General features: G+C 63.7%; 20 protein-coding genes. 14 read left to right on the plus strand and 6 right to left on the minus strand.

Annotated elements, in window-relative coordinates; genetic code table 11:
* Window positions 1-261: 261 nt before the first annotated feature.
* From FJ951_RS12395 to FJ951_RS12410, 4 genes are all read left to right on the plus strand, one after another.
* Complete coding sequence (locus FJ951_RS12395; protein WP_140498969.1) at window positions 262-1,008, plus strand: cytochrome c biogenesis CcdA family protein; 747 nt, start codon at window positions 262-264, stop codon at window positions 1,006-1,008.
* A gap of 157 nt (window positions 1,009-1,165) precedes the next feature.
* Window positions 1,166-2,524, plus strand: coding sequence for a bifunctional UDP-N-acetylglucosamine diphosphorylase/glucosamine-1-phosphate N-acetyltransferase GlmU (glmU, locus tag FJ951_RS12400; protein WP_140515262.1), 1,359 nt, complete (start codon window positions 1,166-1,168; stop codon window positions 2,522-2,524).
* Window positions 2,525-2,699: 175 nt separating this feature from the next.
* On the plus strand, window positions 2,700-4,523 hold the full coding sequence (gene glmS, locus FJ951_RS12405; RefSeq protein ID WP_140498965.1) for a glutamine--fructose-6-phosphate transaminase (isomerizing): 1,824 nt from the start codon (window positions 2,700-2,702) through the stop codon (window positions 4,521-4,523).
* A gap of 93 nt (window positions 4,524-4,616) precedes the next feature.
* Window positions 4,617-5,369, plus strand: a complete 753-nt coding sequence (locus FJ951_RS12410) for a DUF502 domain-containing protein (protein ID WP_140498963.1) — start codon at window positions 4,617-4,619, stop codon at window positions 5,367-5,369.
* On the opposite strand, the gene recG is transcribed toward FJ951_RS12410, so the two are convergent.
* Complete coding sequence (recG, locus tag FJ951_RS12415) at window positions 5,321-7,429, minus strand: ATP-dependent DNA helicase RecG (RefSeq protein ID WP_140515263.1); 2,109 nt, start codon at window positions 7,427-7,429, stop codon at window positions 5,321-5,323. The two genes, FJ951_RS12410 and recG, sit on opposite strands and share 49 nt — an antisense overlap.
* 92 nt (window positions 7,430-7,521) lie before the next feature.
* On the opposite strand from recG, the gene FJ951_RS12420 reads away from it, so the two are divergent.
* The 3 genes from FJ951_RS12420 (at window position 7,522) to FJ951_RS12430 (ending at window position 12,828) form a co-directional block, all read left to right on the plus strand.
* Complete coding sequence (locus tag FJ951_RS12420; protein ID WP_140498959.1) at window positions 7,522-7,809, plus strand: succinate dehydrogenase assembly factor 2; 288 nt, start codon at window positions 7,522-7,524, stop codon at window positions 7,807-7,809.
* Between the two features lie 11 nt (window positions 7,810-7,820).
* Window positions 7,821-11,318: a transcription-repair coupling factor gene (mfd, locus tag FJ951_RS12425; protein WP_140515264.1), complete on the plus strand. Its 3,498-nt coding sequence runs from the start codon at window positions 7,821-7,823 to the stop codon at window positions 11,316-11,318.
* 136 nt (window positions 11,319-11,454) lie between these two features.
* Window positions 11,455-12,828 (plus strand): 3-deoxy-7-phosphoheptulonate synthase class II, encoded by a 1,374-nt coding sequence (locus tag FJ951_RS12430; protein ID WP_140515265.1) that lies wholly within the window; start codon window positions 11,455-11,457, stop codon window positions 12,826-12,828.
* A gap of 44 nt (window positions 12,829-12,872) precedes the next feature.
* Here the strand turns inward: FJ951_RS12430 and FJ951_RS12435 are convergent, their stop codons facing one another.
* Window positions 12,873-13,943, minus strand: a complete 1,071-nt coding sequence (locus FJ951_RS12435) for a diguanylate cyclase (RefSeq protein ID WP_140515266.1) — start codon at window positions 13,941-13,943, stop codon at window positions 12,873-12,875.
* Window positions 13,944-14,269: 326 nt separating this feature from the next.
* Here FJ951_RS12435 and FJ951_RS12440 point away from each other — a divergent pair, with 326 nt between their 5' ends.
* Together FJ951_RS12440 and FJ951_RS12445 are read left to right on the plus strand one after the other, a co-directional pair.
* Window positions 14,270-14,689, plus strand: a complete 420-nt coding sequence (locus tag FJ951_RS12440) for a GFA family protein (RefSeq protein WP_140515267.1) — start codon at window positions 14,270-14,272, stop codon at window positions 14,687-14,689.
* 77 nt (window positions 14,690-14,766) lie between these two features.
* Window positions 14,767-15,126 carry a diacylglycerol kinase gene (locus tag FJ951_RS12445; protein ID WP_140515268.1) on the plus strand — a complete coding sequence of 120 codons (360 nt, stop codon included), beginning with the start codon at window positions 14,767-14,769 and terminating at the stop codon, window positions 15,124-15,126.
* A 22-nt stretch (window positions 15,127-15,148) separates the two neighbouring features.
* Here the strand turns inward: FJ951_RS12445 and FJ951_RS12450 are convergent, their stop codons facing one another.
* Window positions 15,149-15,736, minus strand: a complete 588-nt coding sequence (locus tag FJ951_RS12450) for a DedA family protein (protein WP_140498949.1) — start codon at window positions 15,734-15,736, stop codon at window positions 15,149-15,151.
* Window positions 15,733-16,293, minus strand: coding sequence for a DUF1003 domain-containing protein (locus FJ951_RS12455; protein ID WP_140498947.1), 561 nt, complete (start codon window positions 16,291-16,293; stop codon window positions 15,733-15,735). The genes FJ951_RS12450 and FJ951_RS12455 overlap by 4 nt, the downstream gene beginning before the upstream one ends.
* Window positions 16,294-16,380: 87 nt before the next feature.
* On the opposite strand from FJ951_RS12455, the gene FJ951_RS12460 reads away from it, so the two are divergent.
* The 3 genes from FJ951_RS12460 to FJ951_RS12470 all read left to right on the plus strand — a co-directional run bounded on the left by FJ951_RS12460 (window position 16,381) and on the right by FJ951_RS12470 (window position 19,299).
* Window positions 16,381-17,097: a DNA-3-methyladenine glycosylase I gene (locus tag FJ951_RS12460; protein WP_140515269.1), complete on the plus strand. Its 717-nt coding sequence runs from the start codon at window positions 16,381-16,383 to the stop codon at window positions 17,095-17,097.
* A gap of 62 nt (window positions 17,098-17,159) precedes the next feature.
* Complete coding sequence (locus tag FJ951_RS12465) at window positions 17,160-18,836, plus strand: NAD+ synthase (protein ID WP_140515270.1); 1,677 nt, start codon at window positions 17,160-17,162, stop codon at window positions 18,834-18,836.
* Window positions 18,837-18,885: 49 nt separating this feature from the next.
* Window positions 18,886-19,299, plus strand: a complete 414-nt coding sequence (locus tag FJ951_RS12470) for a GNAT family N-acetyltransferase (protein ID WP_140515271.1) — start codon at window positions 18,886-18,888, stop codon at window positions 19,297-19,299.
* Between the two features lie 27 nt (window positions 19,300-19,326).
* Here FJ951_RS12470 and FJ951_RS28430 read toward each other — a convergent pair whose 3' ends face one another.
* Window positions 19,327-19,779 carry a hypothetical protein gene (locus FJ951_RS28430; protein WP_181169335.1) on the minus strand — a complete coding sequence of 151 codons (453 nt, stop codon included), beginning with the start codon at window positions 19,777-19,779 and terminating at the stop codon, window positions 19,327-19,329.
* On the opposite strand from FJ951_RS28430, the gene FJ951_RS12475 reads away from it, so the two are divergent.
* Window positions 19,676-21,481: an ABC transporter ATP-binding protein gene (locus tag FJ951_RS12475; RefSeq protein WP_140515272.1), complete on the plus strand. Its 1,806-nt coding sequence runs from the start codon at window positions 19,676-19,678 to the stop codon at window positions 21,479-21,481. The genes FJ951_RS28430 and FJ951_RS12475 overlap by 104 nt on opposite strands.
* Window positions 21,482-21,680: 199 nt before the next feature.
* On the plus strand, window positions 21,681-23,054 hold the full coding sequence (gltX, locus tag FJ951_RS12480) for a glutamate--tRNA ligase (RefSeq protein WP_140498937.1): 1,374 nt from the start codon (window positions 21,681-21,683) through the stop codon (window positions 23,052-23,054).
* Here the strand turns inward: gltX and FJ951_RS12485 are convergent.
* Window positions 22,972-24,168 (minus strand): DUF2865 domain-containing protein, encoded by a 1,197-nt coding sequence (locus tag FJ951_RS12485; protein ID WP_140498935.1) that lies wholly within the window; start codon window positions 24,166-24,168, stop codon window positions 22,972-22,974. The genes gltX and FJ951_RS12485 overlap by 83 nt on opposite strands.
* Window positions 24,169-24,187: the final 19 nt, after the last annotated feature.

A 24,187-nucleotide genomic window follows, 5' to 3' on the forward strand; every position in this document is an offset into this window, starting at 1 on the left:
GTAGATCTTGGTGCCGCCGACCTCGGCCTCCTTCCAGGCCTCTGCTGCGAAAGACGCGGCGGTGCTGAGCAAAAGCGCGGCCAACCCTAGTGTCACGGTTTTCATCGAAATCTCCCTGCTGATCCGAGGATGCGCGGCAATCGCGGCCTCGCTCGATCAACGCGCAGGTACCGACGTTTATTCCCGGGCATGCCAACACAATGGTGATTGGCAGAGGGGCCCGGGCGTCGCTATATCGGCCCGTAAAGTCGGAGTTCTGGAATGGCACTCGATATAGGCTATGTCAGCGCGGTCGGGGCAGGGGCGATCTCGTTCCTGTCGCCTTGCGTGCTGCCGCTGGTGCCGCCCTATCTCTGCTACATGGCCGGCGTGTCGGTCGACGATTTTCGCGGCAATGCCGGGGCAGCCGCCAAAGCCGGCGCCCGTACCGCGCTGCTTTATTCCTCGATTGCCTTCGTGCTCGGCTTCTCGACCGTGTTCGTCGCGCTGGGCGCCGGCGCCTCGAGCATCGGCCGCCTCCTGCGCGTCTGGCAGGAGCCGCTGGCAATGGGCGCCGGCGTGCTGATCATCCTGATGGGGCTGAATTTCCTCGGCATCCTGCGCATTCCGCTTTTGTCGCGCGAGGCGCGCTTCCAGTCGCAGGGCAAACCGGCAAGCGCGGTTGCGGCCTATGTCATGGGACTGGCCTTCGCCTTCGGCTGGACGCCGTGCATCGGCCCGGTGCTGGGGCCGATCCTGACGCTGGCCGGCGGCCGCGAGACAGTGGGCGAAGGCGCATTGCTGCTCGCCGCCTATTCGCTCGGCCTCGGCATCCCATTCCTGATCGCGGCACTGTTTTCCGGCGCCTTCATGCGTTTCCTCGGCAAATTCCGCGTCCATCTCGGCCGCGTCGAGAAGGCGATCGGCGCATTGCTGGTCGTCGCCGGCGTGTTTTTCCTCACCGGCGGGGTGCAGGCCGTGTCGTATTGGCTGCTGGAGAATTTTCCGCTGCTGGGCCGGCTGGGATAAGGCTGTCGGTATCGGGTGCGCACAAGATTGAACCTGTGACCCGCTGATTAAGAGTCGGCTGCTCACCATCTCACCGGAATTTAACCGCATTGGTGCAGCATGGCGCCCACTGCTAGCATGATTTGATTCCCAACGCTTTTCCTATGGTTGTCCTTCCATGAACCAGAGAACATGCCTATCCGTCATCCTCGCCGCCGGCGAAGGCACGCGCATGAAGAGCGCGCTGCCCAAGGTGCTGCACCAGATCGCCGGGCTGCCGATGGTCGCGCATGTGGTCAAGGCGGCCGAGGCAGCGGGCGCCGGCGATCTTGCGCTGGTGATCGGCCACGGCGCCGAGGAGATGCGCAAGGCGGCGCAGAAATTCGCGCCGAAGGCAGAGGCTTTCGTGCAGGAAAAGCGCCTCGGCACCGCGCATGCGGTGCTTGCCGCGCGCGCTGCTATATCAAAAGGTTACGACGATATCCTCGTCATGTTCGGCGATACGCCGCTGATCGATCCGGACGCCCTCACGGCCGCACGCCTGAAGCTGGCGCAAGGTGCTGCCGTCGTGGTCATCGGCTTCCGCACGGCGAACCCCACCGGCTATGGCCGCCTGATCGAAAAAGGTGGCAAGCTCGTCGCCATCCGCGAGGAAAAGGACTGCTCCGACGAGGAGAAGAAGATCACCTTCTGCAATGGCGGGCTGATGGCGATTGCCGGCAGCCAGGCGCTGAAACTGCTCGACGCCGTCGGCAACAAGAACGCCAAGGGCGAATACTATCTCACCGATATCGTCGAGCTTGCCAGCAACCAGGGCCTCGATGTCGTCGCCAAGGAAGCCAGCTTCGAGAATGCGCTCGGCATCAACAACCGCGCCGAGCTGGCGCAGGCCGAAGGCATCTGGCAGGCACGCCGCCGGCAGGAAGCGATGCTTTCGGGCGTGACGCTGATCGCACCGGAAACGGTGTATTTCTCGCACGACACCGAGATCGGCGCCGATACCATTGTCGAGCCGAACGTCTGGTTCGGGCCGGGTGTGAAGATCGCAGGCGGCGCCAGGATTCACGCCTTCAGCCATATCGAAGGCGCCATCGTCGCCGCTCATTGCGATGTCGGCCCCTTCGCGCGGCTGCGGCCGGGCGCCGATCTCAAACAGAAAGCCAAGGTCGGCAATTTCTGCGAGGTCAAGCAGGCCGTCATCGAGGAGGGCGCCAAGGTCAACCATTTGACCTATATCGGTGACGCGCGGGTGGGCGCCGGGGCCAACATCGGCGCCGGCACGATCACCTGCAATTATGACGGCTATCTGAAGCACTTCACCGATATCGGCGAGGGCGCCTTCGTCGGATCGAATTCCTCGCTTGTCGCGCCGGTCACCATTGGCAAGGGCGGCTATATCGCCTCGGGCAGCGTCATCACCGAAAGCGTGCCCGACGATGCGCTGGCCTTCGGGCGTGCCCGCCAGAAGACGATCCCCGGCAAAGGCAAGGAATTGCGCGAGCGCTTCGCGTCGGCCGCGGTTGCCAAAAAGAGGTAAAACCGGTCTTCAAAAACTGAACGATTGCAGTAACTGGATTGCAAGTGCGCTGTGTCATGATGCATGCGTACGAGACTGTTCCCATTACACGGAACGAAACGCAAAGTAACTTTCGCGAGAGCCCGGCAATCCGTAGATAGCGCCCGGGTTCTGCCGGGGATTGGGGACTGTCTGCATGTGCGGTATCGTTGGAATTGTCGGCCATTCGCAGGTTGCGCCGCTCATCGTCGATGCGCTGAAGCGGCTTGAATATCGAGGCTACGATTCGGCCGGCGTCGCCACCATAGAGAAGGGGGCGCTTGGCCGCCGCCGCGCCGAAGGCAAGCTGGTCAATCTCGAACGCCGGCTGAAGGACGAGCCGCTCGACGGCACGATCGGCATCGGTCACACCCGCTGGGCCACGCATGGCGTGCCGAACGAGACCAACGCGCACCCGCATTTCTCCAATGGCGTCGCCATCGTCCACAACGGCATCATCGAGAATTTCGCCGAGCTGCGCGACGAACTGATCCGCGACGGCTATTCCTTCTCGTCGCAGACCGACACCGAGGTCGTCGCGCATCTGGTGGCGCGGGAAGTCGCGAAAGGCTTGAAGCCGGTCGATGCCGCGCACAAGGCGCTCAAGCGGCTGGAAGGCGCTTTTGCGCTGGCGATCATGTTCACGGGCGACGAGGACCTCATCGTTGGCGCTCGCAACGGCCCACCGCTGGCGGTCGGCCATGGCGACGGCGAGATGTTCCTGGGCTCCGACGCCATCGCGCTTGCCCCGTTCACCAATTCGATCACCTATCTGGAAGACGGCGACTGGGCGGTGGTGCGCCGCAGCGGTGTCGCCATCTTCGACATTGACGGCGAAAAGGTCGACCGCAAGCGCCAGCAGTCGCTCTCGACCAGCTTCATGGTCGACAAGGGCAATCGCCGCCACTTCATGGAGAAGGAAATCCATGAGCAGCCGGAGGTGATCTCGCACACGCTGGCGCATTATGTCGATTTTGTTTCCGGCGTCTCCAAGCCGCTCGACCTGCCGTTCGACTTTGCTACGATTAACCGGCTGGCGATTTCGGCCTGCGGTACCGCCTATCTCGCCGGGCTGATCAGCAAATACTGGTTCGAGCGCTACGCTCGGCTCCCGGTCGACATCGATGTCGCCTCTGAATTTCGCTACCGCGAAATGCCGCTGTCGAAGAACGACGCCGCCTTCTTCATCTCGCAATCGGGCGAGACCGCCGACACGCTGGCCTCGCTGCGCTATTGCCGCAAGGCCGGCATGAAGATCGGCGCCGTCGTCAACGTGCGGGAATCGACCATGGCGCGCGAATCCGACGTTATCTTGCCGACGCTGGCCGGGCCGGAGATCGGTGTCGCCTCGACCAAGGCCTTCACCTGCCAGTTGTCGGTGCTGGCTTCGCTCGCCGTCCGGGCAGGCGTGGCGCGCGGCACGATTTCGCGGGACGAGGAAAAGTCGCTGGTGCGGGCGCTTTCCGAGGCGCCGCGCTATGCCAACCAGGTGCTCAAGCTCGAAGAGCAGATCGAACGGATCGCGCGGGAACTGTCGCGCTACAAGGACGTGCTCTATCTCGGACGCGACACCAATTTCCCGCTCGCCATGGAAGGCGCGCTGAAGCTCAAGGAGATCTCCTACATCCACGCCGAAGGCTATGCCGCGGGCGAGTTGAAGCATGGCCCGATCGCGCTTATCGACGAGAACATGCCGGTCATCGTCATCGCACCGCATGACCGCATCTTCGAGAAGACGGTGTCCAACATGCAGGAAGTGGCGGCGCGCGGCGGCAAGATCATCCTGATCACCGACGCCAAGGGCGCCGCGCAGGCGAGCGTGAAGACGATGGAGACGATCATCCTTCCGGACGTGCCGGAAATCATCTCGCCGATCATCTACGCGCTGCCGATCCAGATGCTGGCCTATTTCGCCGCCGTTTTCATGGGCACCGACGTCGACCAGCCGCGCAATCTGGCGAAATCGGTGACGGTGGAGTAGGCGTTTTTTAAACAGGTGCTTTAAAAACTTCGCAGTTCCAAAGCGCCTTCCGGTTCACTAGTGTTTGCGCTGCAACTCGCGCCCCGGTGAACCATGTCAGATGCTCTCAAGACCTCCGGCATGACCCGGCTGAGGAACTATTTCCTCACAGGCTTCGTCGTCTGCGCGCCGCTGGCGATCACCGCCTATATCGCGTGGTCCTTCATCGGTTGGGTGGATTCCTGGGTCAAACCCTATATTCCGGCACGCTACAGTCCCGATACCTATCTGCCGTTCCAGGTTCCGGGGTTCGGGCTGATCGTGGCGCTCGTCCTGATCACGCTGATCGGGTTCATGACCGCCAATATCGTCGGCCGTGCCATCGTCAATTTCGGCGAGCGCCTGCTTGGCCGCATGCCGCTGGTGCGGGGCATCTATCGCTCGCTGAAGCAGATTTTCGAAACCGTGCTGTCGAACAAAGGTGACATGTTCCGCCAGGTCGGCTTGGTCGAATATCCGCGCAAGGGGGTCTGGTCGCTGGTGTTCGTGGCCAGCGAGAAGGAAACCGAGATCAACCAGAAGCTTGACCAGGAAGGCGATCCGCTGACCGCTGTCTTCATGCCTTGCACGCCCAATCCGACGACGGGCTTCCTGATGTATGTGCCGAAATCGGACATCGTGCTGCTCGACATGACGATCGAGGATGGCGCCAAGCTGATCGTCTCGGCCGGGCTGGTGGCGCCGGAGGTGAAAACGAAGCTGGTGATGCTGAATGGCGAGCCGATCACGGGCACCCTGGCCAATCCGCCGCTCGGGCCTTATCCCGCCCGCAGGAGCCGCACCGCCTCGTCGCGGCCGAACAAGTAGAGCAGCAGGCGCAGCGCTTCGCCGCGCTCGGTCTGCAGGTCCGGATCACGCGACAGGATCAGTCTTGCGTCATCGCGGGCCGCTTCGAGCAGGTCCGCATGCGCCTCGATGCGCGCGACCTGGAAGCCCGGCGTGCCGGACTGACGGGTGCCAAGCAATTCGCCTTCGCCGCGCAGCTTCAGGTCCTCCTCGGCGATCACGAAGCCATCCTCGGTCTCGCGCATCACCGACAGGCGCCGCTTGGCCGTTTCGCCGAGCGGATCCTTGTAGAGCAATACACAGGACGAAGGCTTGTCGCCGCGCCCGACGCGGCCGCGCAACTGGTGCAGCTGGGCGAGGCCGAAACGTTCGGCGTGTTCGACGACCATGATGGTCGCGTCCGGCACGTCGACGCCGACCTCGATGACGGTTGTGGCAATCAGGATACGTGTCTCGCCCTGCTTGAAGGCGCGCATCGCTTCGTCCTTCTCGGCGCCCTTCATGCGGCCGTGGACGAGGCCGATCCGGTCGCCGAACAGCGGCTTCAGGGAAGCAAAGCGGTCCTCGGCCGACATCAGCTTTATCTCTTCGGATTCTTCCACAAGCGGGCATATCCAGTAGATTTTCTGGCCGCCGGCCACCGCTTCCACCATGCGATCGACGAGTTCGTCCAGCCGCTCAAGCGGCAGCGTGACGGTGCGGATCGGCTGCCGGCCGGCCGGCTTTTCCGTCAGCTTGGAGACGTCCATGTCGCCGAAGGCGGTCAGCACCAGCGTGCGCGGAATGGGGGTTGCCGTCATCACCAGCATGTCTGGCGCGTCGCCCTTGGCGGTGATGGCAAGCCGCTGGTGAACGCCGAAGCGATGCTGCTCGTCCACGACGGCAAGGACAAGATCGTGGAACGCCACCGTTTCCTGGAACAGCGCGTGCGTGCCGATGACGATGTCGATCTCGCCGCCGGCCAGTCCCGCCAGCGTTTCGGCGCGTTCGCGGCCCTTTTCGCGACCGGTGAGGATGGCCGTGCGCATGCCTGCCCGTTCCGCCAAAGGGGCGATCGTCGCCAGATGCTGGCGCGCCAGGATTTCGGTCGGCGCCATTAGGGCAGCCTGGCCGCCAGCCTCGACGGCACGCGCCATGGCCAGGAGCGCAACGACCGTCTTGCCGGAGCCGACGTCGCCTTGCAGGAGGCGCAGCATGCGCTCGGGGTCGGCGAGGTCTGCATTGATTTCGGCGAGCGCGAATTCCTGGGACGCGGTCAATGTGTAGGGCAGGGCCGCGCGCAGCTTGTCGACGATCCGGCTGTCGCCGGTGAGCGGCCGGCCGGACAGCCTGCGGACCCTCGACCGGACCAGGGCGAGCGACACCTGGCCCGCCAGCAACTCGTCATAGGCGAGGCGCCGCCATGCGGCGCCTTCGATGGCGACATCGATCGGGTCCGCGGGATGATGGATGCGGGCCAGCGCGTCACCGAAAGACGGGAAACTCTGGCGGCGCATGAAAGCACCATCCTGCCACTCAGGCAGTTCCGGCAGACGGCCGAGCGCCTGGCCGATGGCGCGGCGCAGCACCTTGGCGGACAGCCCCGCCGTGAGCGGATAGACCGGCTCGACCAGCGGCAGGTTTTCGGCGTCGCCGGCCAAGGCGATATGATCCGGGTGGACCATGGTCGGGCGCCCGTTGAACCATTCCATGCGTCCGGAGACCACGACATGCTCGCCCACAGGCATCGATTTTTCCAGATAGGCAGCATGGGCGTGGAAGAAGGTCAGCGCCACTTCGCCGGTATCGTCATGGGCGTAGACCCGGTAAGGCACCGACCTGTTGCCGCGCGGCGGCGGCTGGTGGCGGTCGATGCGCAGGTCGAGCGTGACAATGGCGCCTTCGGCCGAGCCGGCAATGCCCGGCCGGTTGCGGCGGTCGATGACGGTATGCGGCAGCACGAACAGAAGATCGCCGGCGCGCGCCGCTCGGTCGCCGAGATCGGCCGCGACGACTTTTTCGATCAGCGCGCCGACCTTCGGCCCGACACCGGCGAGCGACGTGATCGGGACGAAAAGCGGGTCAAGGATGGAAGGACGCATGATGTCAGCTTATGTCGCGACGGCTGCAGCGCAAGGCTGACAGCCCCTTCTATCCACGCTATATGCGCCGCAGCAAGCGAGGATGCGGCACAATGACGGGAACGAAACGATCAAGCGAGGGGCTCGACGCCCGCCGCCGCAAGCTCTTGTTTCGCTCCTGGCACCGCGGCATGCGCGAGATGGACCTTATCCTTGGCACCTTCGCCGATGCTGAGATCGGCGCCTTGACCGGCGATGAAATCGACCAATATGAAAAGCTCCTCGATATTCCCGACACCGAGTTCCTGCCCTTGATCACCGGCGAACGTCCTGTTCCCGCCGAAATTGATTGTGCGGTCCTGCAAAAAATCATGGCTTCACGCCGGACAATGACCTTTTGAAGAACGCTTCCATGAGCCTCATTCCCACCATCGGCTTGCCGAAAGGCCGTGCCGGCCAGTTCATCGTCGACGGCGTCGCCGACGGCTATGAAGCCTTCGCGCTGGTGCAGGCGGCGCGCGAGATCGCGCCCGACAAGCCGGTGCTGTTCGTGGCGCGCGACGGGCAGCGCCTGCCGGCAATCACAGAGGCGCTGGCCTTTGCCGCTCCCGGCCTGCCCGTGCTGGAACTGCCCGCCTGGGACTGCCTGCCCTATGACCGCGTCTCGCCCGGCTCGGATGCGGCCGCCCGGCGGCTCGACGCGCTCGCCGCCATGATCGCGCTGGCGAGGAAGCCGCATCGCGCCGTCATTCTCACCACCGCCAATGCGCTGCTCCAGCGCATTCCGCCCGCGGATCTCATCGAGGCGCAGACCTTCCACGCCAAACCTGGCAACCAGGTCGATATGAACGCGCTGGTGTCGCGGCTGGAGACATCGGGCTTCGACCGGGTGCCGACGGTGCGCGGCATCGGCGAGTTCGCCGTGCGCGGCGGCATCCTCGACCTTTTCGCACCCGGCTGGGCCGAGGCGCTGAGGCTGGATTTCTTCGGCGATACGCTGGAATCGATCCGCGTCTTCGACGTGGCCACGCAGCGCACCACCGGGCAGCGCAAGTCCATGGCGCTCCAGGCGATGAGCGAGGTGGCGCTGACGCCGGAGACGATCAGCCGCTTCCGCCGCGCCTATATCGAAGCGTTCGGCGCGCCGTCGCGGGACGATGGGCTTTACGCCGCGGTCAGCGAAGGCCGGCGCTTCGCGGGCATGGAACATTGGCTGCCGTTCTTCTACGAGCGGTTGGAGACCGTGTTCGACTATCTGCCGGACACGCCTGTCGTTTTCGACCATCTGGCGCATGAAGCGCTTGCCGAACGCCACACGCTGATCCTCGATCACTACGAGGCGCGCAAAAAGCAGGCCGAAGGTGCGCTGAAGGACGCGGTGCCCTACAAGCCGGTGGCGCCGGACCTGCTTTACCTCTCGCCGGAAAATCTCGTCGCTTCTCTCGGACCGCGCGAAGCGATCGACTTCACCGCCTTCGACGCACCGGATGCGGGAGCGAGAAAGGTCTTCCACGCCGGCTCGCGCCATGGCCGCAGCTTCGCGGAAGAGCGCGCCGACCCCAACGTCAATGTCTTCGACGTGGCGGTAAAGCACATCGCCGACGAACGCGCGGCACGCCGCCGCGTCATTGTCGCCGGCTGGACCGAGGGCTCGCTCGACCGGCTCGGCCAAATTCTCGCCGAACATCGTCTGGGCAATCTTGCGCCGGTGGCGACCTTGGCGGAGGCGGAGAAACTCGAGCCGGGGCAGGCGGCGTTGGCCGTGCTGCCGCTGGAATCCGGTTTCGAGACCGAAAGACTGGTCGTCGTCGCCGAACAGGACATTTTGGGCGACCGGCTGATCCGGCGCTCCAAGCGCAAGAAGCGCGCGTCCGACTTCATTGCCGAAGCCTCGGCCCTGTCGGCTGGCGACATCGTCGTCCATGCCGACCACGGCATTGGCCGCTTCATCGGCCTGCGCACAATCGAAGCCGTCGGGGCGCCGCATGATTGCCTGGAAATCCACTATGCCGGCGACGACCGGCTGTTCCTGCCGGTGGAAAACATCGAGCTCCTGTCGCGCTACGGCTCCGATACAGCCGAGGCGACACTCGACAAACTCGGCGGCGGCGCCTGGCAATCGCGCAAGGCGCGGCTGAAGAAACGCCTGCTCGACATGGCCGGGCAGTTGATCCGCATCGCCGCCGAACGGCAGATGCGCGCTGCACCCCCGCTGGTGCCGGCGGAAGGCCTCTATGGCGAGTTCGCCGCGCGCTTCCCCTATGAGGAGACCGATGACCAGCAGACGGCGATCGATTCCGTCAGGGACGATCTGGCGGCCGGCAAGCCGATGGACCGGCTGATCTGCGGCGATGTCGGTTTCGGCAAGACCGAAGTGGCGCTGCGCGCCGCCTTCATCGCGGCGATGGAAGGATTTCAGGTGGCGGTCGTCGTGCCGACAACCCTGTTGTCCCGCCAGCATTTCAAGACCTTCTCGCAGCGCTTTTCCGGCCTGCCGATCCGCGTCGCCCAGGCATCGCGGCTGGTCGGCGCAAAGGATCTGGCAGAGACCAAGAAGGGCATCGCCGAAGGGACGGTGGATATCGTGGTCGGCACCCACGCGCTGCTCGGCAGCGCGATCTCGTTCAAGAATCTCGGCCTACTGATCATCGATGAAGAGCAGCATTTTGGCGTCAAGCACAAGGAACGGCTGAAGGACCTGAAGACCGACGTCCACGTGCTGACGCTGTCGGCGACGCCTATCCCGCGCACGCTGCAACTGGCGCTGACCGGCGTGCGCGAACTGTCGCTGATCGCCACGCCGCCGGTCGACCGCATGGCGGTGCGCACCTTCATCTCGCCCTTCGATCCGCTGGTCATTCGCGAGACGTTGTTGCGCGAGCGTTATCGCGGCGGCCATTCCTTCTATGTCGTGCCGCGCATCAGCGATCTGGCGGAAATCCATGATTTCCTGAACCAATCCGTGCCGGAACTGAAGGTGGCGGTGGCCCATGGCCAGATGCCGCCGGGCGAACTCGACGACATCATGAACGCCTTCTACGACGGCCAGTACGACGTTCTCTTGTCGACCACCATCGTCGAATCCGGCCTCGACATCCCGACCGCCAACACGCTGATCGTCCATCGCGCCGACATGTTCGGCCTGTCGCAGCTCTATCAGTTGCGCGGCCGTGTCGGGCGCTCGAAGGTGCGCGCCTACGCACTGTTCACACTGCCGGCCAACCGCAAGCTGACCGACACCGCCGAACGTCGGCTGAAAGTGCTGCAGTCGCTCGACACGCTGGGCGCCGGCTTCCAGCTCGCCAGCCACGACCTCGACATCAGAGGCGCAGGCAATCTGCTCGGCGAAGAGCAGTCCGGCCACATCAAGGAGGTCGGCTTCGAGCTCTACCAGCAGATGCTGGAGGAGGCGGTCGCCGAGGTGAAGGACTCCGGCGAGGTGCTGGATGGCGGCTGGTCGCCGCAAATCGCCGTGGGCACGGCGGTGATGATCCCGGAGAGCTATGTGCCGGACCTGCAGCTCAGGCTGGCGCTCTATCGGCGTCTCGGCGACCTCGAGAGCACCGAGGAAATCGATGCTTTCGGCGCCGAGCTGATCGACCGTTTCGGCCCGATGCCGGAGGAGGTGAAGCATCTCCTCAAGATCGTCTTCATCAAGGCGCTCTGCCGCAAGGCCAATGTCGAGAAGCTCGACGCCGGGCCGAAGGGCGTCGTCATCCATTTCCGCAAGCGCGAATTCCCCAACCCGGTCGGACTGGTCAAGTTCATCGGCGAGCAGGGCTCGCTGGCCAAGATCCGACCCGACCAAAGCGTCGTCTTCACCCGCGACTGGCCAACCGCCGAGAAGCGGCTGGCAGGCTCGGCGGTGGTGATGACGCAACTGGCGCGGCTGGTGGAGAAGGCGGCGTAGCCAGCCCGGCCCATTCGCCAGCGCTGAAATTCCGGTCTAGAATAGGAAATCGGCTTCGTGTATGGAGCCGCCACCCCACATGGGGGCTGGAAATGGCGGGCGAGGGTGCTTGCCGGAAAGAGCGTTGGGTGCAGCGATGACGAAATGGTCGCCGAATTCGTGGAGGGCAAAGCCGATCAAGCAGGTCCCTGCTTATCCGGACCTTGCCGCGCTGAAGAACACGGAGGCCCAGCTCGCCACTTTTCCGCCGCTGGTTTTTGCCGGCGAGGCGCGCAAGCTGAAGAAGCAACTGGCCAGCGTCGCCGCCGGCGAGGCATTCCTGCTCCAGGGCGGCGATTGCGCCGAGAGCTTTGCCGAACATGGCGCGGACAACATCCGCGACTTCTTCCGCGTCTTCCTGCAAATGTCGGTGGTGCTGACCTTCGCCGGTGCGCAGCCGGTGGTGAAGATCGGCCGCGTTGCGGGCCAGTTCGCCAAGCCACGCTCGTCCGACAACGAGACCAAGGGCGAGGTGACGCTGCCGAGCTATCGCGGCGACATCATCAATGGCATCGAATTCGACCTCAAGTCGCGCATTCCCGATCCTGCCCGCCAGGAAATGGCGTACCGTCAGTCGGCGGCAACGCTCAATCTTTTGCGCGCCTTCGCGCAGGGCGGCTACGCCAGCCTGGAGAATGTGCATCGCTGGATGCTCGGCTTCGTCTCCGACAGCCCGCAGGCCGAAAAATACGAGTCGCTTGCCAACCGCATCACCGAGACGATGGATTTCATGCGCGCGGTCGGCATCACCTCCGAAACCAATTTCGCGCTGCGCGAGACTGATTTCTATACCAGCCACGAGGCGCTGCTGCTCGGCTATGAGGAAGCGCTGACGCGTGTCGATTCGACCTCCGGCGACTGGTACGCGACGTCTGGCCACATGATCTGGATCGGTGACCGCACCCGCCAGCCCGACCATGCGCATGTCGAATATTGCCGCGGCATCAAGAACCCGCTCGGCCTGAAATGCGGCCCGTCGCTGACGCCGGACGGCTTGCTGGAACTGATCGACCTGCTCAACCCCGAGAACGAGCCAGGCAGGCTGACGCTGATCGCGCGCTTCGGTTCCGACAAGGTCGCCGAGCATCTGCCGAAGCTGGTGCGGGCGGTGCAGAAGGAAGGCCGTAGCGTCGTCTGGTCGTCAGACCCGATGCATGGCAATACGATCGAAGCGGCCGGCTACAAGACGCGGCCGTTCGACCGCATCCTGAAGGAGGTGCAGACGTTCTTCGAGGTGCACCGCGCCGAAGGCACGCATCCGGGCGGCATCCATGTCGAGATGACCGGCAAGAACGTGACTGAATGCACCGGCGGCGCCCGCGCCATCACCGCCGAGGAATTGCAGGACCGCTATCACACCCATTGCGACCCGCGCCTCAATGCCGACCAGGCCATCGAACTGGCGTTCCTGGTGTCGGACCTGCTCAAGAAAAGCCACCCGGTGCAACACAAGCAGGTCGCCAACGGCTGACCCGTCCAAAGCAGCTCACAGGAAAAGCGCTTCCTGCCGAAAAATCAGTCTTGCTTGTAGAGCAGCCAGCTCTTGCCGGCGCGGCCCGCCATTGCCGAATGCCTGGTCACGCGGTTACGGCCGCTGACCTTTGAGCGGTAAAGCGCCCGGTCTGCCTTGCTGTAGAGGTCTTCAGGGCCCTCGGCTTCGGATGCCATGCAGATGCCCATCGAGACGGTGACGGTGCCGTAATTCATGCCGGTCTGGCTGCTGGTGAAAGGCGACTGCTCGATCAGCGCGCGAATGCGTTCGGCGATTTCGTAGGTGGCGTCCTCGCTTGCGCCCTCGACGATCAGCGCGAATTCCTCGCCGCCGGTGCGGGCGACGAACATGTCGGCGCGAATGCTGGTCTGGAATATATCGGCGATGATCTGGAGGATCTTGTCGCCGACGGGATGGCCGTACCTGTCGTTGATGTCCTTGAACCGATCGATATCGGCGAGGATCAATGCGTTGAACAGGATGCCTTTGTTGCTGTTGTAGATCCTGGTGATTTCCTTGTCGAAGGCGCGACGGTTCCAGATTTGCGTGAGGGGGTCGGTGTCGGCCAGGCGCTTGTATTCCTCGAGCTTCGACTTGACGCTTTCCAGTTCCGCGGTCTTGTCGCTGAGCGTCGAGGCAACCTGCCGGCCATGATCGATCGTCGAATTGGTGGCGACCGCCATGGCGTTGACGATCTTTTGCAGAACATCCGGCGACAGCAGGCTGTTTCTGCCGAGTCCGCTCGACGTTTCGTTGAGGATCCTGCCGTATTTCTCGATGTGGCTGCGCTCGCTCCTCAGCAGCGAAGCGATGTCCTCGAGTTCGTTGGCGATGACTTCCCTGGCATGCTCGACGATGCCGGAGCCATGGTTCTGGGCAAAGAAGGCGCGTCCGATCTGGTCGATGTCGTCCTGTGTCGGTCGGCCGCTCAGCGACACGACGGCAAGGCTGAGCTCGCGATTGGATCCGCTCAAGGCCTCGTAGAAGATCTCGTAGTTGCGTGGCAGGCCGAGCACGCCGAGCTGGCGCATTGTGGCCAGGACAGTGCTCGCAATATCGGTGCTTCGTTCGCTCTGGGCGGCTGCCGGCTGCATGTTCTGTTCACTCTTCCCCGGGAACACGCTGCGGCATTCGCAGGCATCCAATGTCGCCGACCTGGGGAACGCTGGCCATTCCAGTCCATCTTGCGAAGAAGGCGCGTCCCCACTCACGACTTTCGCTTGCGAGGATCATAGATGCAGCAGCGCTAAAGTTTCCTTAATCCGCTGAATCCGGCCTGTTTTTCGCTGATTCCGGCTTAACACGCCTTCATCTGTCAACAAACAATTCCCGAGCGCGCCAAATGCATGTCGCATTTTCTTGCGCGCAGCCATCGAAAAGCTGGGATCCTGTCAGCAGCGATTTCTTTTGGGATGGTGCGATGAGTGAAAATCATACGGGATCGTGTCTCTGCGGAGCGGTTCGCTTCAGGACGCGAGGGCCGTTGCGCGGCGTCATCTATTGCCATTGCTCGCAATGTCGCAAGCAGAGTGGACATTTTTATGCCGCAACCAATGTCCCGGACGCCAATATCGATATCGACGGCGCCGACAACATCACCTGGTATGAGGCGTCCGCCTTCGCCGGGCGCGGTTTTTGCAAGACATGCGGATCGCTGCTTTTCTGGAAACCGCGGGACAACGCCTATGTTTCGGTTCTGGCGGGATCGTTCGATGAACCGACAGGCCTCGAGGGCCAATGCCACATATTCGTGGGTGACAAGGGCGATTATTATTCTATCGACGACGCGCTGCCTCAATTCGAGAAGTCGACCCCATCGGTGAAGGTCGCCGACGAATGAATTTTGGGCGAGCCAGCTTATTCCATTGATCGGGCCATTGCTTTATCCCGTGCCGGTGATTCGCAAAGGGGTTTGGCATGCAGCGGCTGATCGACGCTTATTTCAACTCGCTGCGGGCGTTCCGCAAGCTGGCTGCAACTGAAAAAGCTTTCCAGCAGGAGTTGGCGCTGCTCGCCCTTGCCCTTCCGCTCGGCTGGTTCGTTTCGGTGTCGTGGCGCGGCTACGCGCTGCTGATCGGCGCGGTGCTGCTCCTGATTATGGTCGAGGTGCTGAACACCGGCATCGAAGCGGCCTGCGATGCCTTTAGCCGCGAATTCAATGTCGACATCCAGCTGGCCAAGGACTGCGGTTCGCTGGCGGTACTGATCTCCGTGGCGATCGTTGCCGGCGTCTGGGGCATCGCGATCATCGAGCGTATCGTCGGGCTGCCGATCTGAGCTTTCGACCGCCGGCCGGCGGTCAGTTTTCCCTGGCGCGTTCCTTTCGGGCGAAATGGCGGGCGATGAGCCAGGCGAGTACGGCCACGGCCAGGCCGATAGCCAGGCCCACCAATATCCGCTCATGGCGAAGCAGCGCCTGGCCGATGAAATGCTCGGCGCCCAACCCGAAGACATAGCCGATGGTGCTGAACAGCACCGCCCAGACCGCCGAGGAAATGGCGTTCAAGACGATGAAGCGGGGTGCTGCGATGTTCGACAGGCCGGCCGCGATGCCACCGACCAGGCGCATGCCATAGACGTAGCGGTTCGACAGCACGAAGATGTTGGGATGGGTGTTGAGCAGACGATAGGCGCGGCGGAAGCCGGGCCGCTTGCGCAACCCGACGACATAGCGATGGTCCGCGAAACTTCTCCCCAGGATGAAGAAGCAGGTGTCGCCGGCGAAGGCCCCAAGCGCTGCCACGACGACAGTCTGCCAGAGGACGAAGATATGCTGATGGGCGAAGAAGCCGCCGAGTATGGCGGCACTCTCGCCCTCGGCGACACAGCCCAGAAAAACGGCGATCAGCCCGTATTGTTCGATGAAATGATGGATCGCGTCGCTCATGACGGCGATTGCTGCGACAGCCTCTCGTCGATCCGCTTGACCAGTTCGGTCAGCCGCACGATCTCGTCGCGCATGCCGATGATCTGGCCGTGGCGCATTTCGTCCAGCTTTTCATGCAGCGCCATGATCTCGATCTCGGCCTTCAGATTGACCTCGTAGTCGTGGGCGGCATCGATGCGGTCGCGCTCGGTCTGGCGGTTCTGCGCCATCATGATCACCGGCGCCTGCAGCGCCGCGACCATGGACAGGACGAGATTGAGGAAGATGAACGGGTAGGGGTCGAAGGCGTCGCGCGCCAGAAGCCAGGCATTGGCTGATGTCCAGACGATCAGGAAGGCAATGAAGCCAAGGATGAACGACCAGGAACCGCCGATGCGGGCGATGCTATCGGCAAGGCGGTCGCCAAAGGTCTGGTGGAAGGCGACGGCCTTGTTGGTGTCCCTCGAGATCGTGGTGCGCTCGAGCGTCGACTGCAGCACCCGGTTCTCCAGGGCACTGAGACCGTCCGGCTTTCGTCTCAGCCAGCGGTTCGCCAGATCGTCGATCGTCTTGTTCATGGCCGTCTCCAAGGGCTTGGCTGGCGATAGAGGTAGAGGCTGCCGGCCCGCGCGGGAAGTGCTAGATTGAGGGAACCGGAGGGACTTATGGTCGACTTCAAGAAAATTCGCGCTCGCGCCGCAAAGCGCAAGGGTGGCGAGGAGGAACTGGTCTCGCTGCTCGGGCCGATTCCCGACAACGCCGCCGTGGCCGACATCGGCGATGACCGTATCCTGTCGACGATGGCCGAGCGCGTCTTCGCCGCCGGTTTCGTCTGGCGCGTCATCGAGCAGAAATGGCCCGGATTCGAAGAGGCGTTCCTGCGCTTCGAGCCGAAGCGGTTGCTGTTCCAGCCTGACGATTTCTGGCATGAACTGGCATCCGACCAGCGCATCGTGCGCAATCCGCAGAAGATCAAATCCATTCTCGACAACGCTGCCTTCGTCGAGCGCGTGTCAAAAGAGCATGGCGGCTTCGGCACATTTCTCGCCGAGTGGCCCGCCGACGACCAGGTCGGGCTGATGGCCTATCTCGGCAAGCATGGGAGCCGGCTCGGCGGCAATACCGGCCAGTATTTCCTGCGCTGGCTGGGTTGGGACGCCTTCGTCATTTCGGCCGACATGGCGGCCGCCCTTCGCGATGCCGGGCTCGATATCGCCGAAAGCCCGACGTCGAAGAAGGATCTCGACAAGATCCAGGCCCAGGTCAACCGTTGGGTTGCGGATACCGGCCTGCCGCGCCGGCACATTTCGCGCATCCTGGCGATGTCGATCGGGGAGAACCATTCGCCGCAGGCGCTGCGCGACTATATGGGCAACGACTGATGTCGAAATTGGCCCAAGCAAACGCCATTGCGGGGCGAATTTTGCCGCGCTAAGTCAGCAGCATGACCAAGAAGCCCGACATACTGCGCATCGCCGTTGCCCAGCTCAATCCGACAGTCGGCGACGTCGCCGGCAATCTCGCCAAGGCCCGCGAGGCGAGGGCGGATGCCGCGCGTCAAGGCGCCGATCTCGTGCTCTACACCGAGCTTTTCCTCGCCGGCTATCCGCCTGAGGATCTGGTGCTGAAGCCCGCCTTCCTGAAGGCCTGCGAGCGGGCCGCGCAGGAGATTGCCGCCGACACCGCCGATGGCGGTCCCGGCGTCATCATCGGCACGCCGCTAAAGCGCAAGACCGGCACCCACAACTCGATCGTCTTCGCCGATGGCGGCAAGATCATCGCCGAGCGCTATAAGCTCGATCTGCCGAATTATGGCGAGTTCGACGAGAAGCGCGTCTTCCAGGCCGGACCGGAGATCCAGGGGCCCGTCAATTTCCGCGGCGTGCGTCTGGGAATCCCGATCTGCGAGGACATCTGGGGCGACATCGGCGTCTGCGAGACGCTTGCCGAGAGCGGCGCGGAAATCCTGCTGGTGCCGAACGGCTCGCCCTATTACCGCGCCAAGATCGATGTGCGCCACCAGGTCGTCATCCGCCAGGTCATCGAATGCGGGCTGCCGATGATCTACGCAAACCAGCTCGGCGGCCAGGACGAGCTGATCTTCGACGGCGCGTCGTTTGCCATAGGTGCCGACAAGCGGCTCGCTTTCCAGATGAGCCAGTTCGAGGAGGCGGTCGACATCACCACCTGGAGGAGACGGGGCGAAAACTGGGTCTGTTCGGAAGGACCGATGTCGAAGATCCCCGAACGGGAGGAGGCCGACTACCGCGCCTGCATGCTGGGCTTGCGCGACTACGTCAACAAGAACGGTTTCAAGAACGTCGTGCTCGGCCTGTCGGGCGGCATCGATTCGGCCATCTGCGCGGCCCTTGCCGTCGATGCGCTGGGCGAGGAGCGGCTGCGCGCGGTGATGATGCCTTACCGCTATACGTCGAAGGATTCGCTTAAGGATGCTGAAGACTGTGCCCGCGCACTCGGCTGCCGCTATGACATCGTGCCGATCTTCGAGCCGGTCGAAGGTTTCCTTCATGCGCTGACGCAGCTTTTCGAAGGCACCAAGGAAGGCATCACCGAGGAGAACTTGCAGAGCCGCGCGCGCGGCACCATCCTGATGGCGATTTCCAACAAATTCGGCTCGATGGTGGTTACGACAGGCAATAAGAGCGAGATGTCGGTCGGCTATGCCACGCTCTATGGCGACATGAATGGGGGCTTCAATCCGATCAAGGACCTGTACAAGATGCAGGTCTATGCACTGTCGCGCTGGCGCAACAGCCACGTGCCGCCGGGCGCGCTCGGACCGTCGGGCGAGGTGATCCCGAAGAACATCATCGACAAGGCGCCGTCGGCGGAACTGCGCGAGAACCAGACCGATCAGGATTCGCTGCCGCCCTATCCGGTGCTGGACGACATCCTCGAATGCCTGGTCGAGAACGAGATGGGCGTCGACGACATCGTCGCGCGCGGCCATGACCGGGCGACGGTGACGCGCATCGAGCACCTGCTCTACGTCGCCGAATACAAGCGCCGGCAGGCGGCGCCCGGCGTGAAGATCACCAGGAAGAATTTCGGCCGCGACCGTCGCTATCCCATCACCAACCGGTTCAGGGATCGCGGCTAGACACCGTACCGACCGAAAATTCGCGTCATGCCGCAGGCGAGGGGTAGCGATGCCCGAGTGTGAAATCAGCTTCGACCTGTCACGGATCGACTTCAGGGCGACATCCGACCTGTTGATGGCAAGCTATTGGGGCGGCGGGCGCAGTGACGAGACCCACCGCCGCGCCTTCGCGAATTCGCTCTGCGCCGCGGCTTATATCGACGGCAGCCAGGTGGGATTCGGCAGGGCGATCACCGACCGCACGGTGTTTGCCTATCTGGCCGATATCATCGTCTGGCCGCAGCATCGCGGGCAGGGCATCGGCTCGCGGCTGGTACGGGCGCTGATCGATCATCCCGAGCTCCGCACCGTTTCGCACTGGAGCCTATCGACCAGCGACGCGCATGGGATTTATGAAAGACTGGGATTCAAGGCATCGACCGATGGCCGGTACATGCGCCTCGATCGTAAGCCGATCCGCTGACCAAGCGCCATTGCCGTTGTTGCAAATTTATCCCAGTGCTTGGACCAGATGCCGTTTTTGGTGACCGCCAGCCTTGGCGATGCGATGAGGCATCTCTATAAGGGCCTCTCCGCGATTCCCTTTAGGGAGGACCGAATGCCAGGATTTGACATCGTTATGCGAGGCCGCGAAGCCTAGGTCCCGACCGGCGCGCCGCAGGGTTTTCACCCTCGGAACGAAGCCGGATCGAGAACAGGCCTTTGCCGATGCCGGTCGCCGCCTTCGGGCAAGCGGCCATTCATAACCGAACCTCCGCATTCCCGGGCATTGAGCCCCTTGCGCGGTTTTTTCATTTTCGACCTTACCGGGATCGGGCTTTTTGCGCCCGAATGACATCATGGCTCGTTTTCGAATCGATTTGCGCGCGAGCGCCTTTCGCAGCGTTCTTGGCTTTACTTTCACCCACTGGCGGCGCCAGCCCTGGCGGCTTTCGCTGATCATGGCTGGTTTCCTGCTGTCGACGCTGGCCGATGTGCTGACGCCGCTCTATTCCGGCCGGCTGGTCGATGCCGTCGCCAGCAGCGCCGGCGCCGACGAGATCGCCTGGAATGCCGCGATGACCGCGTTTTCCATGCTGATGGCGTTGGCGCTGGCAGGTGTCGTCCTGCGCAATCTGGCCTTCATGGGTATCGTCGAACTGACGCTGAAGATGATGGCCGACATCGCCGCCGACGCCTTCCATCGTGTCCAGCGCTTTTCCACCGACTGGCACGCCAACAGCTTCGCCGGATCGACCGTGCGCAAGGTGACGCGCGGCATGTGGGCGTTGGACCTGCTCAACGACACGATCCTGATCGCGCTGCTGCCGTCGGTCGTCATGCTGGTCGGCTCGACGCTGCTGCTGGGCTGGTTCTGGCCGCTGATGGGAGCGGTTGTCGCCGCCGGCTCGGTGCTGTTCATCGCCGTCACGGCGATGCTGTCGCTGGGCTATGTCGCGCCGGCGGCCAGGCTCGCCAACACCTGGGACACACGCCTTGGCGGCTCGCTGGCCGACGCGGTGAGCTGCAACGCCGTCGTCAAGGGGTTTGGCGCCGAGGAGCGCGAGGAGAACCGGCTTGCCAAGGTCGTCGCCAAATGGCGTGCCCGCACGCGGCGCACCTGGGTGCGCGGCACCATCAACGGAACCACGCAAGGGGCGCTGTTGCTGGTGATGAGAGCGGCGGTCATCGGCCTGGCGCTGATGCTGTGGTCGTGGGGACAGGCAACCGCCGGCGACGTCGCCTTCGTGCTGACCTCTTTCTTCGTCCTGCAAGGCTATCTCAGGGATATCGGCACGCATATCCGCAACCTGCAGCGCTCGATCAACGACATGGAGGAACTGGTCGATTTCCAGTCCGAACCGCTCGGCATCGAGGATCGGCCCGGCGCCGGACCGATCCGCATCACGCAAGGGGGCATCGCCTTCGACGACGTCACCTTCCATTATGGCAGTCACCGTTCGCCGCTCTATCGCGATTTCTCGGTCGATATCGCGCCGGGCGAGCGGGTCGGGCTGGTCGGCCATTCCGGGTCGGGCAAGACGACTTTCGTCAAGCTGATCCAGAGGCTCTATGACGTGAACGCCGGCCGGATCCTGATCGACGACCAGGACATTTCGGAGGTGGCGCAGGCGTCGCTGCGCGCGCAGATCGCCATCGTGCAGCAGGAGCCGATCCTGTTCCACCGCTCTCTGGCCGAAAACATCGCCTATGCCCGACCCGGCGCCACGCAGGCCGAGATCGAGCACGCGGCAAAGCTGGCGAGCGCGCACGACTTCATCGTCAACCTGCCGAAGGGCTACGGCACGCTCGTCGGCGAGCGCGGCGTGAAGCTGTCGGGCGGCGAGCGCCAGCGCGTGGCGATCGCACGCGCGTTCCTCGCCGATGCGCGCATCCTGATCCTGGACGAGGCGACGTCGAGCCTCGATTCAGAATCGGAGGTGCTGATCCAGCAGGCGATGGAGCGGCTGATGGTCGGCCGCACCACGCTGGTCATCGCGCACCGGCTTTCGACGGTGCGGGCGCTCGACAGGCTATTGGTCTTCGATCGCGGCAAGATCGCCGAGGAAGGCTCGCATGACGCGCTGATCCGGCTGCCGGGCGGCATCTACCGCCGCCTGTTCGAGCGCCAGGCGCTCGAATTGACCAAGGGACTTGTCACCTGATCGGGGATGGCCTCCGGCTCTGGCCCGGAGGCCATCCCATCAGGCGCCGGCGGCCTGACGGGCGGGCGGCGCGGGACATGCGATTACTGGCGGAGCCGCGTCCGCCAAGTCTTTTCATTGCTTGCGCCATGTTCTATGTCTGCGGCACGGCACGGGGGCGCGTCTTGTCAATCACAAAAGCATCCGGTACGCCCCGCTCATGACAGTTACCGTTCGTTTCGCCCCTTCGCCGACAGGCCGCATCCATATCGGCAATGCGCGCACCGCCCTGTTCAACTGGCTGTTCGCCATGAACCATAAGGGGCGCTTCATCCAGCGCTTCGACGACACCGATGTCGCGCGCTCGAAGCAGGAATTTTCCGACGCCATCCTTTACGACCTGCATTGGCTTGGCATCTTTCCCGACACCACCGAATACCAGTCGCGTCGCTTCGAGATCTATGACGCGGCGGTCGAGCGGCTGAAGGCGGCGGGCGTTCTCTATGCCTGCTATGAAACGCCGGAGGAGCTCGACCTCAGGCGCAAGGTGCGCCGTACGCGCGGCCTGCCGCCGGTCTATGGCCGCGAGGCGCTGACGCTGACGTCGGAACAGATCGCCGAATATCAGGCCGATGGCCGCCGGCCGCACTGGCGCTTCATGCTGCCCAATTTCACCGGCGATCCGCAGCAGCCGGAGCGCACCGAAATCCATTGGAATGACCTGGTGCGCGGGCAGGAAACCGTCGATCTCGCTTCGCTGTCGGACCCGGTGCTGGTGCGCGAGGACGGCACCTATCTCTATACGCTGCCATCCGTCGTCGACGATATCGAGATGGGCGTCAGCCATGTCATCCGCGGCGACGACCACGTCACCAACACCGGCGTGCAGATCGCGCTGTTCCGGGCGCTGGGTGCCGAGCCGCCGGAATTCGGCCACCACAATCTGCTGACCACCGTTTCGGGCGAGGGGCTGTCGAAGCGCACCGGCGCACTCTCCATCGAAAGCCTGCGCGAGGACGGCATCGAGCCGATGGCGGTCGCATCGCTGGCCGTGCTCGTCGGCACGTCGGAGAATGTCGCCGCCGCGCACGACCTGACCGAACTCGCCAGCCGTTTCGACCCGGCGGCGACCTCGAAGTCGGCGGCAAAGTTCGACCCGGACGAGCTTTTCGTGCTCAACCGGACGCTGCTGCACCAAATGCCGTTCTCCGAAGCGCAGAATCGGCTGGTGGTGCTCGGCATATCGGGCGAGCAGGCGGAACCGTTCTGGCTGGCTGTGCGCGGCAATCTCGACAGGCTGGCCGATGCTGTCGGCTGGTGGCGCATCCTGCGCGAAGGGCCGCAGGAGAAGCCGGAATTTTCCGACGCCGATCGAGATTTTCTTCACCAGGCCATCGATCTGCTGCCCGAGGAGCCTTGGAACGGGACCGTCTGGAAGGACTGGACGGCCAAGATCAGGGAAGCGACCGGCCGCAAGGGCAAGGCGCTGTTCATGCCGCTGAGGCTCGCCCTTACCGGACTGACTTCGGGCCCGGAGCTTGCAGATCTATTGCCGCTGATGGGTCGGGAAGGAACGTTGGCCCGACGACCCTGACCTTCCGCTGTTCCGGCGGCAACACCGAGACCGGCGATGTGACCGGTTTGACCGCAAGCCGCTTGATGGCGTCGCGGTCCAGCCCGCCTGCGGCGTTTGCCAGCGTCTCGGGATCGGCACCTGGATCGGGTTTGGAGGCAGGCACCGGAATGAACGGGGCGCCCTCCGTTTGCGGCCGCGACTGTTGCTGGCTTGGCGGATTGCCGCCGATGATCTGGAAGTTCTGCGCGGCGTTGCAGCCGCAGGCCGGCGGCCGCGACAGGTTGGGCTGCTTGTAAAGATAGGCCGTCGGCAGTTCGCTGTAGGGTCGGCCGGTGACCGACGATGTCATGTCGGCTGAATCGTCGCCCATGCCGCGCGAATAGAAGACCTGGATCTCGGTGCCGGGACAGCTCGATTCGCAGTTCTTCTGGTCGCGCTCGAAATCGCCGACCGAGGCGGCATTCGACATCGGAAAGAAGTAGCCGTCGCAGGTGCGCACGCAGGTGGTACGGAACTCGCCGCCGACGCCCGGAAAATCCGGTATGCCGGACCGGCCCGGCACGCGGCGGATATTGCGCTCCTCGTCGGGATCGTCAGACTGGTCGAGCGTATCGAGCCGGCGTGTGTCGCCGCCGAACAGCTGGTCGAACAGATTGCCGTTCCCTTGTTCCCGTTTCGCTTCGCGCAAGAGTTCGCGGCGGGGCGCCACCGCGTCCTCGCGGCAGCCATTGGTGTCGAGCGCGGCCAGGATGCGTGCGCGATCGCGCCGCGAACCGCCGCCGGCGAGGCGGGCGCGCTTGGCCTGCAAGCTATCGAGATTGGCGTTCATGCGCTCGATGGTGGCGTTGAACCCAGCGCATTGGCTGACATTGCGGCTGAATAGAGAGAAGCCGCAGCCGGCGCTGCTGGACTGGCCGCGCGCCTTTGAAATCTGCTCGCGTTGCCGGTCAATCGCGGCGTCATATTTCCGGATCAGGGCCGGACCGCCACTGCCGCGCGAGGTCGCGGCAAGATCGGTCTCGAGCTGGCGGCAGACACGCGAGGCGGCCTGCGGCTCGGAGACGGCGGCGCCCGAAAGCAGCAGGCCAAGCAGCACGGCGAGATGCGCCTGCTTCCACCCTTTGCCCATCATCCGCCGAAACCCTGCTTGG

This window comes from Mesorhizobium sp. B2-2-3 (assembly GCF_006442405.1).
Lineage (GTDB): Bacteria > Pseudomonadota > Alphaproteobacteria > Rhizobiales > Rhizobiaceae > Mesorhizobium.